This is a genomic window from Streptomyces sp. A012304 (assembly GCF_026008495.1).
Lineage (GTDB): Bacteria > Actinomycetota > Actinomycetes > Streptomycetales > Streptomycetaceae > Streptomyces.
The window spans coordinates 1-248 of sequence record NZ_BQUN01000170.1 but is presented as its reverse complement, the minus strand read 5'-3'; the positions used below and the strand labels follow the sequence as shown (position 1 = coordinate 248).

Sequence of the window (248 nt, the reverse complement as noted above, 5' to 3'; positions counted from 1 at the left end):
GTGTGGAGGTGACCGGTACTAATAGGCCGAGGGCTTGTCCTCAGTTGCTCGCGTCCACTGTGTTGGTTCTGAAACCACGAACAGCCCCACGTTGTCACAGGCGTGGTGCGGCGTTCACAGTTTCATAGTGTTTCGGTGGTTATAGCGTGAGGGAAACGCCCGGTTACATTCCGAACCCGGAAGCTAAGCCTTACAGCGCCGATGGTACTGCAGGGGGGACCCTGTGGGAGAGTAGGACGCCGCCGAAC

General features: G+C 58.5%; 1 rRNA gene. It reads left to right on the top strand.

Features of this window, described 5'->3' with window-relative positions:
• Positions 1–131: 131 nt before the first annotated feature.
• Positions 132–248, top strand: a 5S ribosomal RNA gene (gene rrf, locus ALMP_RS35620).